The sequence below is a fragment of the Actinocrinis sp. genome, from assembly GCF_035650855.1.
Lineage (GTDB): Bacteria > Actinomycetota > Actinomycetes > Streptomycetales > Catenulisporaceae > Actinocrinis.
The window spans coordinates 1-7,864 of the sequence record NZ_DASRGV010000216.1; the positions used below are offsets into that span (position 1 = coordinate 1).

The 7,864-nt window shown below is 71.0% G+C and carries 8 protein-coding genes; all 8 read left to right on the forward strand.

Annotated elements, in window-relative coordinates:
• The coding region (gene argB / locus VFB40_RS15700) for an acetylglutamate kinase (protein WP_324851375.1) at nucleotides 1-682 on the forward strand (682 nt) is incomplete at its 5' end.
• The gene (locus VFB40_RS15705) at nucleotides 679-1,929 is read left to right on the forward strand and encodes an acetylornithine transaminase (RefSeq protein WP_324851377.1); all 1,251 of its coding nucleotides are present in this window, start codon (nucleotides 679-681) and stop codon (nucleotides 1,927-1,929) included. The genes argB and VFB40_RS15705, both read left to right, overlap by 4 nt.
• On the forward strand, nucleotides 1,929-2,894 hold the full coding sequence (gene argF / locus VFB40_RS15710; RefSeq protein WP_324851379.1) for an ornithine carbamoyltransferase: 966 nt from the start codon (nucleotides 1,929-1,931) through the stop codon (nucleotides 2,892-2,894). The genes VFB40_RS15705 and argF overlap by 1 nt, the downstream gene beginning before the upstream one ends.
• Complete coding sequence (locus VFB40_RS15715) at nucleotides 2,891-3,442, forward strand: arginine repressor (RefSeq protein WP_324851381.1); 552 nt, start codon at nucleotides 2,891-2,893, stop codon at nucleotides 3,440-3,442. The genes argF and VFB40_RS15715 overlap by 4 nt, the downstream gene beginning before the upstream one ends.
• A gap of 85 nt (nucleotides 3,443-3,527) precedes the next feature.
• The gene (locus VFB40_RS15720) at nucleotides 3,528-4,724 is read left to right on the forward strand and encodes an argininosuccinate synthase (RefSeq protein WP_324851383.1); all 1,197 of its coding nucleotides are present in this window, start codon (nucleotides 3,528-3,530) and stop codon (nucleotides 4,722-4,724) included.
• A 5-nt stretch (nucleotides 4,725-4,729) separates the two neighbouring features.
• Complete coding sequence (gene argH, locus VFB40_RS15725) at nucleotides 4,730-6,148, forward strand: argininosuccinate lyase (RefSeq protein ID WP_324851385.1); 1,419 nt, start codon at nucleotides 4,730-4,732, stop codon at nucleotides 6,146-6,148.
• Complete coding sequence (locus tag VFB40_RS15730; protein WP_324851388.1) at nucleotides 6,141-6,767, forward strand: DNA-3-methyladenine glycosylase; 627 nt, start codon at nucleotides 6,141-6,143, stop codon at nucleotides 6,765-6,767. The genes argH and VFB40_RS15730 overlap by 8 nt, the downstream gene beginning before the upstream one ends.
• A 90-nt stretch (nucleotides 6,768-6,857) precedes the next feature.
• Nucleotides 6,858-7,864: tyrosine--tRNA ligase (tyrS, locus tag VFB40_RS15735; protein ID WP_324851390.1), on the forward strand; the 1,007-nt coding region annotated here is incomplete at its 3' end.

Here is a 7,864-nt window from a genome sequence, read left to right on the forward strand (position 1 = left end):
GGACCGGCTCGGCATCGAGCACCGCTTCGCCGGGGGCCTGCGGGTCACCACCGACGAGACCATGGACGTGGTCCGCATGGTGCTCACCGGGCAGGTGCAGCGAGAGATCGTCGGCCTGGTCAACGCGCACGGCTCCTTCGCGGTCGGCATCTCCGGCGAGGACGGCAACACGCTGCTCGCCACCCGGCGCCTCGCCGAGGTCGACGGCGAACAGGTCGACATCGGCCGGGTCGGCGACGTGGCCGAGGTGGACGCCACGCTCATCAACGCCCTGCTGGACGACGGCCGCATCCCGGTCGTCTCCAGCGTCGCGCGCGCCGAGGACGGCGGCGTCTACAACGTCAACGCCGACACCGCGGCCGCCGCGCTCGCGGTCGGCCTCGGCGCGGAGAAGCTGGTCATCCTCACCGACGTCGAGGGGCTCTACGCCGACTGGCCCCCCGCCGGCGGAGCCGGCTCATCGGGCACTGCGGACGAGGTGATCAGCCAGCTGTCCGCCGACGAGCTCGAAAAGCTGCTGCCGAGCCTGTCCTCCGGCATGGCCCCCAAGATGGAGGCGTGCTTGCGCGCCGTGCGCGGCGGAGTCAAGGCCGCGCACGTGCTCGACGGGAGGGTCCAGCACTCCCTGCTGCTCGAAGTCTTCACCGACGAGGGGATCGGAACCATGGTGGTGTCCTCATGACCATCGCGACCGCCGAGGCACTGCCCGACCTGCACCCGCACACCGGCCTTTCCTCCGCCTGGACCGACCGCTACACCAGCTCGCTGATGAACACCTTCGGCCCGCCGAAGCGGGTGTTCGCCCGGGGCGAGGGCGCACAGCTCTGGGACGCCGACGGCAACCGCTACCTCGACCTGTTCGCGGGCATCGCTGTGAACGCCCTCGGCCACGCGCACCCGCTCATCGTCCAGGCGGTCACCGCGCAGCTGACCACGCTCGGCCACGTCGGCAACTTCTTCGCCACCGCCCCGCAGATCGCCCTGGCCGAACGCCTCATCCAGCTCGTCGACGCGCCGCAGGCCCGGGTCTACTTCTGCAATTCCGGCACCGAGGCGAACGAGGCGGCCTTCAAGCTCTCCCGGCTCACCGGCCGCACGAAGCTGGTCGCGACCGAAGGCGGCTTCCACGGGCGCACCATCGGCGCGCTCGCGCTGACCGGCAAGCCGGCCATCCGCGAGCCGTTCGAGCCGCTGCCCGGCGAGGTCACCTTCGTCCCCTACGGCGACACCGCGGCGCTCGAAGCAGCGATCGACGACGAGACCGCCGCGTTCATCGTCGAACCCATCCAGGGCGAGAAGGGGGTCGAGCCCGCACCGCCCGGCTACCTCACCGCGGCCCGCCGGATCACCGAACGCCGCGGCGCGCTGCTGATCCTCGACGAGGTCCAGACCGGCATCGCCCGCACCGGCACCTGGTTCCGCTATCAGGCCGAGGCCGCGCAGAACGGCGGCTGGCAGCCCGACGTCATCTCCCTGGCCAAGGGACTCGGCGGCGGCCTGCCGATCGGCGCCTCCATCGCCCTCGGCCGCGCCGCCGAGCTGTTCACGCCCGGCGCACACGGCACCACCTTCGGCGGGAACCCGATCGCCTGCGCCGCCGGACTCGCCGTGCTCTACGCGATCGAGCGGGACGGCCTGCTGGAAAACGTCAACGCCGTCGGCGCCCGGCTGCGGGACGGCATCCTCGCGCTCGGGCACCCCGCGGTGGCCGGCGTCCGCGGCGCCGGGCTGCTGTTGGCCATCGAGCTGCACGAAGCCGTCGCCCCCGCGCTCGCCGACGCCGCGCTGAACGCCGGATTCATCGTGAACCCGGTCAATCCGCAGGCGATCCGGCTGGCCCCGCCGCTCATCCTGACCGCCGCCCAGGCCGACGAATTCCTCGCGGCGCTGCCCGCCCTCCTCGACCCGTTCACCCCCGGGAGCAACTGATGGTGCGCCACTTCCTGCGGGACGACGACCTGACCCCGGCCGAGCAGGCTCAGGTACTCGACCTCGCCGACGCGCTGAAGGCCGATCCGCTCGGCCGCAAGGTGCTGGACGGCCCCAAGGCCGTCGCGGTGCTCTTCGACAAGCCGTCCACCCGCACCCGGGTCTCCTTCTCGGTCGGCATCGCGCAGCTCGGCGGCTACCCCCTCGTCATCGACGCGGGCAGCAGCCAGCTCGGCCGCGGCGAGCCGATCGAGGACACCGCCCGCGTGCTGGACCGCCAGGTCGCCGCGATCGTCTGGCGCACCTTCGAACAAGGCCGGCTCGAGGCCATGGCCGCGGTCTCCCGGGTCCCGGTGGTCAACGCCCTGACCGACGAGTTCCACCCCTGCCAGATCCTCGCCGACCTGCAGACCGTCCGCGAGCACAAGGGCCGGCTCGCCGGACTGACCATGACCTACCTCGGCGATGGCGCCAACAACATGGCGCACTCGTACCTGCTCGGCGGTGCGCTCGCCGGGATGCACGTGCGCATCGGCACCCCCGCCGACTACCTGCCCGATCCCGCGATCGTCGCCGACGCCGAGCGGATCGCGGCCGAGACCGGCGGCTCCGTCCAGGTGCTGCACGACGCCAAGGCCGCGGCCACCGACGCCGACGTGCTGGTCACCGACACGTGGGTGTCGATGGGCCAGGAGGCAGAGAAGAGCGACCGCGCCGAGGTCTTCAAGCCGTACGCCCTCGACGAAGCAGCCCTCGCGCTCGGCGCGCCCGACGCGATCGTGCTGCACTGCCTACCCGCGTACCGCGGCAAGGAGATCGCCGCGTCGGTGATCGACGGCCCGCAATCAGTGGTCTGGGACGAGGCCGAAAACCGCCTGCACGCCCAGAAGGCGCTGCTCACGTTCTTAATCGAGCACAGCGTCATCGAACACAGCTCGACCGCCCCCGAAGGCCCGCGACGATGACCAGCGAAACCGACGCCCAGGCCGCGCTGAGCGCGCTGACCACGGTCAACACCCGCCGCGCGCGTCACCAGCGGATCGCCGACCTGCTCAGCAAGCACAAGGTGCGCTCGCAGACCGCGCTCGCCGAACTGCTCGCCGAGGACGGCTACTCGGTCACCCAGGCCACCCTCTCCCGCGACCTCGACGAACTCGGCGCGGTCCGCATCCGGGACCGGGACGGTGCCCTGGTCTACGCGCTGCGCAGCGAGGGCGGCGACGGAGCCCCGCAGATCGCCCGCGAGGGCAGCGCCCTGGAGGCCCGGCTCAAGCGGCTGCTCGGCGAACTGCTGGTCACCGCGGAGGGCTCGGCCAACCTGGTGGTGCTGCGCACCCCACCCGGAGCCGCCCAGTTCCTCGCCTCGGCCATCGACCACGCGGACAACCACGGCGTCACCGCGGGTGTGATGGGCACCATCGCCGGCGACGACACCGTTCTGGTGATCTGCCGCGAACCGACCGGCGGCCCCGACCTGGCCCGCCAGCTCATCAGCGCCGCACAGCGCGGTTGAACCGCAAGCGCGGCTGACCGAGCCGGCGCCGCGACCCGAGACTGGTTCCACCTCCACAGACCCCGGCACCACGAAGGAGCACCCCATGACAGAGCGCGTAGTCCTCGCCTACTCCGGAGGATTGGACACCTCGGTCTGCATCGGCTGGATCGCCGAACAGACCGGAGCGGAAGTGATCGCCGTCGCCGTCGACGTCGGCCAGGGCGGCGAGGACCTGGAGACCATTCGCAAGCGAGCCCTGGACTGCGGCGCGGTCGAGGCCGAAGTCGCCGACGCCCGCACCGAGTTCGCCGAGGAGTACTGCCTGCCGGCGCTCAAGGCCAACGCCCTCTACATGGACCGCTACCCGCTGGTCTCCGCCCTCTCCCGGCCCACCATCGTCAAGCACCTGGTCGCCGCGGCCAAGAAGCACGGCGCCACCACCGTCGGACACGGCTGCACCGGCAAGGGCAACGACCAGGTCCGCTTCGAGGTCGGCATCCAGAGCCTCGCCCCCGAGCTCAAGTGCATCGCCCCGGTCCGCGACTACGGCATGACCCGGGACAAGGCCATCGCCTTCGCCGAGGCCAAGGCCCTGCCGATCGAGACCACGAAGAAGAACCCGTACTCGATCGACCAGAACGTCTGGGGCCGCGCCGTCGAGACCGGCTTCCTCGAGGACATCTGGAACGGCCCGATCGAGGACATCTACAGCTACACCGCCAACCCGGCCACCCCGCGCGAGCCCGACGAGCTGGTCATCGCCTTCGAGGCAGGCGTCCCGGTCGCCATCGACGGCAGGAAGGTCACCGTCCTGGAGGCGATCGTCGAGCTGAACAAGCGCGCCGGAGCCCAGGGCGTCGGCCGCCTCGACATGGTCGAGGACCGGCTGGTCGGCATCAAGTCCCGCGAGGTCTACGAGGCCCCCGGCGCCATCGCGCTGATCACCGCGCACCAGGAGCTCGAGAACGTCACGGTCGAGCGGGAGCTGGCCCGGTTCAAGCGCGGCGTCGAGCAGCGCTGGGGCGAGCTGGTCTACGACGGCCTGTGGTTCTCCCCGCTCAAGCGCGCCCTCGACGGCTTCATCGAGACCGCCAACGAGCACGTCACCGGCGAGATCCGGCTCTCCCTGCACGCCGGCCGCGCCTGGGTCACCGGCCGCCGCTCCGCCGTCTCCCTCTACGACTACAACCTGGCCACCTACGACTCCGAGGACGTCTTCGACCAGTCCCTGGCCAAGGGCTTCATCGACCTGTGGGGCCTGCCCTCCAAGATCGCCGCGCGGCGGGACCAGAAGGCCTGAGCACCGTGACCGACAGCACCAGCCCGCGGCTGCTCTGGAGCTCGCGGTTCAGCAGCGGTCCGAGTGACGCGCTGGCGGCGCTGTCCGCCAGCGTGCACTTCGACTGGCGGCTCGCCACCTACGACCTGGCCGGCTCGCGGGCCCACGCCCGCGCGCTGCACCGGGCCGGGCTGCTCACTGACGCGGAACTCGACGGCATGCTGCAGGGCTTGGACAAGCTTCAGGCCGACGTCGAGTCCGGCGCGTTCACCGCCACGATCGCCGACGAGGACTGCCACACCGCCCTGGAACGCGGACTGATCGATCGCATCGGCCCCGAGCTCGGCGGCCGGCTGCGCGCGGGCCGGTCCCGCAACGACCAGATCGCCACGCTCGGCCGGATGTTCCTGCGCGACCACGCCCGTGTCATCGCGCACCTGGTGACGGACCTGCAGCAGGCCCTCGTCGCGCAGGCCGAGGCGAACTTTGAGGTCGCGATGCCGGGCCGCACGCACCTGCAGCACGCGCAACCGGTCCTGCTCGCGCACCACCTGCTGGCGCACGTCCACGCGCTCGGCCGCGACGTCGACCGGCTGCGCGACTGGGACCGCCGCACCGACAGCTCGCCCTACGGCAGCGGCGCCCTCGCCGGCTCCACCCTCGGCCTCGACCCGCAGGCGGTCGCGACCGAGCTGGGCTTCAGCTCCAGTGCGGCGAACTCGATCGACGGCACCGCGTCCCGCGACTACGTCGCCGAATTCGCCTTCGTGGCCGCGATGATCGGCGTCGACGTCTCCCGGATCGCCGAGGAGGTGATCCTGTGGACCACCCGCGAGTTCCGCTTCGCGACCCTCGACGACGCCTACGCCACCGGTTCCTCGATCATGCCGCAGAAGAAGAACCCGGATATCGCGGAACTCGCCCGGGGAAAGGCCGGCCGCATGATCGGCAACCTCGCGGGGCTGCTCGCCACGCTCAAGGCGCTGCCGCTGGCCTACAACCGCGACCTGCAGGAGGACAAGGAGCCGGTCTTCGACTCCGTCGACACCCTCACCGTCCTGCTGCCCGCGTTCACCGGCATGATCGCGACGCTCATCTTCCACGGCGACCGCATGGCCGAGCTCGCCCCGCAGGGCTTCTCGCTGGCCACCGACATCGCCGAGTGGCTGGTGAAGCAGCGCGTCCCGTTCCGCGAGGCGCACGAGATCGCCGGGGCCTCGGTCCGCTACTGCGAGCAGCGCGGCCTCGAACTGTCCGACCTGACCGATGAGGACCTGGCCGCGATCGACGCCCGGTTGACCCCCGAGGTGAAGCGGGTGCTCACCGTTCCCGGCTCCCTCGCCTCCCGCGACGGCCGCGGGGGCACCGCTCCGGCTCGGGTGCGCGAGCAGCTCGACGAGTTGCAGCAGCTCCTGACGGCTCAGCGTGAGTGGTTCAGTGCCTGATCCGCTCGACCCGCTGCCCCGCAGCTTCTTCGACCGGCCGGTCCTCGAGGTCGCCCCCGACCTCCTGGGCCGGCTCGTCGTGCACCGCACCGAGGACGGCACGGTCACGGCGCGACTCACCGAAGTCGAGGCCTACGACGGCCCCAACGACCCCGGATCGCACGCGTTCCGCGGCCGCTCCAAGCGCAACGGCACCATGTTCGGCCCGCCCGGCCACGTGTACGTGTACTTCACCTATGGCATGCACTACTGCATGAACCTGGTCTGCGGCCCGCCCGGCATGCCCACCGGAATCCTGCTGCGTGCCGCCGAGATCACCGACGGCGCGGAACTCGCCCGCAAACGCCGGCTCACCGCCAAGTCGGACCGCGAGCTGGCACGGGGCCCGGCCCGCCTCGTCGAATCGCTCGCCGTCACACGCGGCGACGACGGCTCCGACGTCTGCGGCGACGGACCTCTCACCGTGCACCACGGCACGCCCCCGCCAAAGACACTGATACGCACCGGCCCCCGCGTTGGCCTCCGTGACGCCCCGGACTTCCCATGGCGCTTCTGGATCGACGGCGATCCCACCGTGAGCGTCTACCGGCCGCACGTTCCGAAGCGCAGAACCGGTTAGCGATCGCCGCGTACGATCGGGCAGGCTTGTACCGGGACACCTTCACCGGTCCCGCATGACACTTCCTGACCGCGAAGAGACGGACTGACCGTGACTGACATCGTCGACGAACTCAAGTGGCGGGGCTTGATCGCCCTCTCCACCGACGAAGAGGCCCTGCGCAAGGCCTTCGCCAACGGTCCGGTCACCTTCTATTGCGGATTCGACCCGACCGCGCCCAGCCTGCACATCGGCAACCTGGTCCAGCTGCTCACCATGCGCCGGATCCAGGACGCGGGCAACCTGCCGCTCGGCCTGGTCGGCGGCTCGACCGGTCTGATCGGCGACCCGAAGCCCACCGCCGAGCGCGTCCTCAACACCAAGGAGACCGTCGCGGAGTGGGTGGGGTACATCCGCGGGCAGGTCGAACGCTTCCTCGAATTCGACGGTCCCTACGGCGCGCGGATCGTGAACAACCTCGACTGGACCGCGCCCATGTCCGCGATCGACTTCCTGCGCGACATCGGCAAGCACTTCCGCGTGGGCAAGATGCTCTCCAAGGACGCGGTCAGCGCGCGCCTGAACTCCGAGGCCGGCATCAGCTACACCGAGTTCTCCTACCAGATCCTGCAGGGCCTGGACTTCCTGGAGCTCTACCGGCAGTACGGCTGCGTCCTGCAGACCGGCGGCAGCGACCAGTGGGGCAACCTCACCGCGGGCGTAGACCTGATCCACCGCGCCGAGGGAGTCTCGGTGCACGCCCTGGGCACGCCGCTGGTCACGAAGGCGGACGGCACGAAGTTCGGGAAGACCGAGGGCGGCTCGGTCTGGCTGGACGCCGAGCTGACGTCGCCGTACGCGTTCTACCAGTTCTGGCTCAACGCCGAGGACGCCAAGGTCGCCGAGTACCTGCGGATCTTCACCTTCCGCAGCAAGGCGCAGATCGAGGAGCTGGACGAGGCGACCCGCGAGAAGCCGCACCTGCGCCTGGCCCAGCGAGCCCTCGCCGAGGACGTCACGACGCTGGTGCACGGTGCCGACCAGTTCCAGCGGGTAGAGGCGGCCAGCCGGGCGCTGTTCGGCCAGGGCGACCTGGCGGCGCTGGACGAGCGCACGCT

Bases quoted from the DNA above. Each gene is read 5' to 3' on its own strand.
- VFB40_RS15705 (WP_324851377.1), top strand. From the start codon at position 679: ATGACCATCGCGACCGCCGAGGCACTGCCCGACCTGCACCCGCACACC.
- argF (WP_324851379.1), top strand. From the start codon at position 1,929: ATGGTGCGCCACTTCCTGCGGGACGACGACCTGACCCCGGCCGAGCAG.
- VFB40_RS15715 (WP_324851381.1), top strand. From the start codon at position 2,891: ATGACCAGCGAAACCGACGCCCAGGCCGCGCTGAGCGCGCTGACCACG.
- VFB40_RS15720 (WP_324851383.1), top strand. From the start codon at position 3,528: ATGACAGAGCGCGTAGTCCTCGCCTACTCCGGAGGATTGGACACCTCG.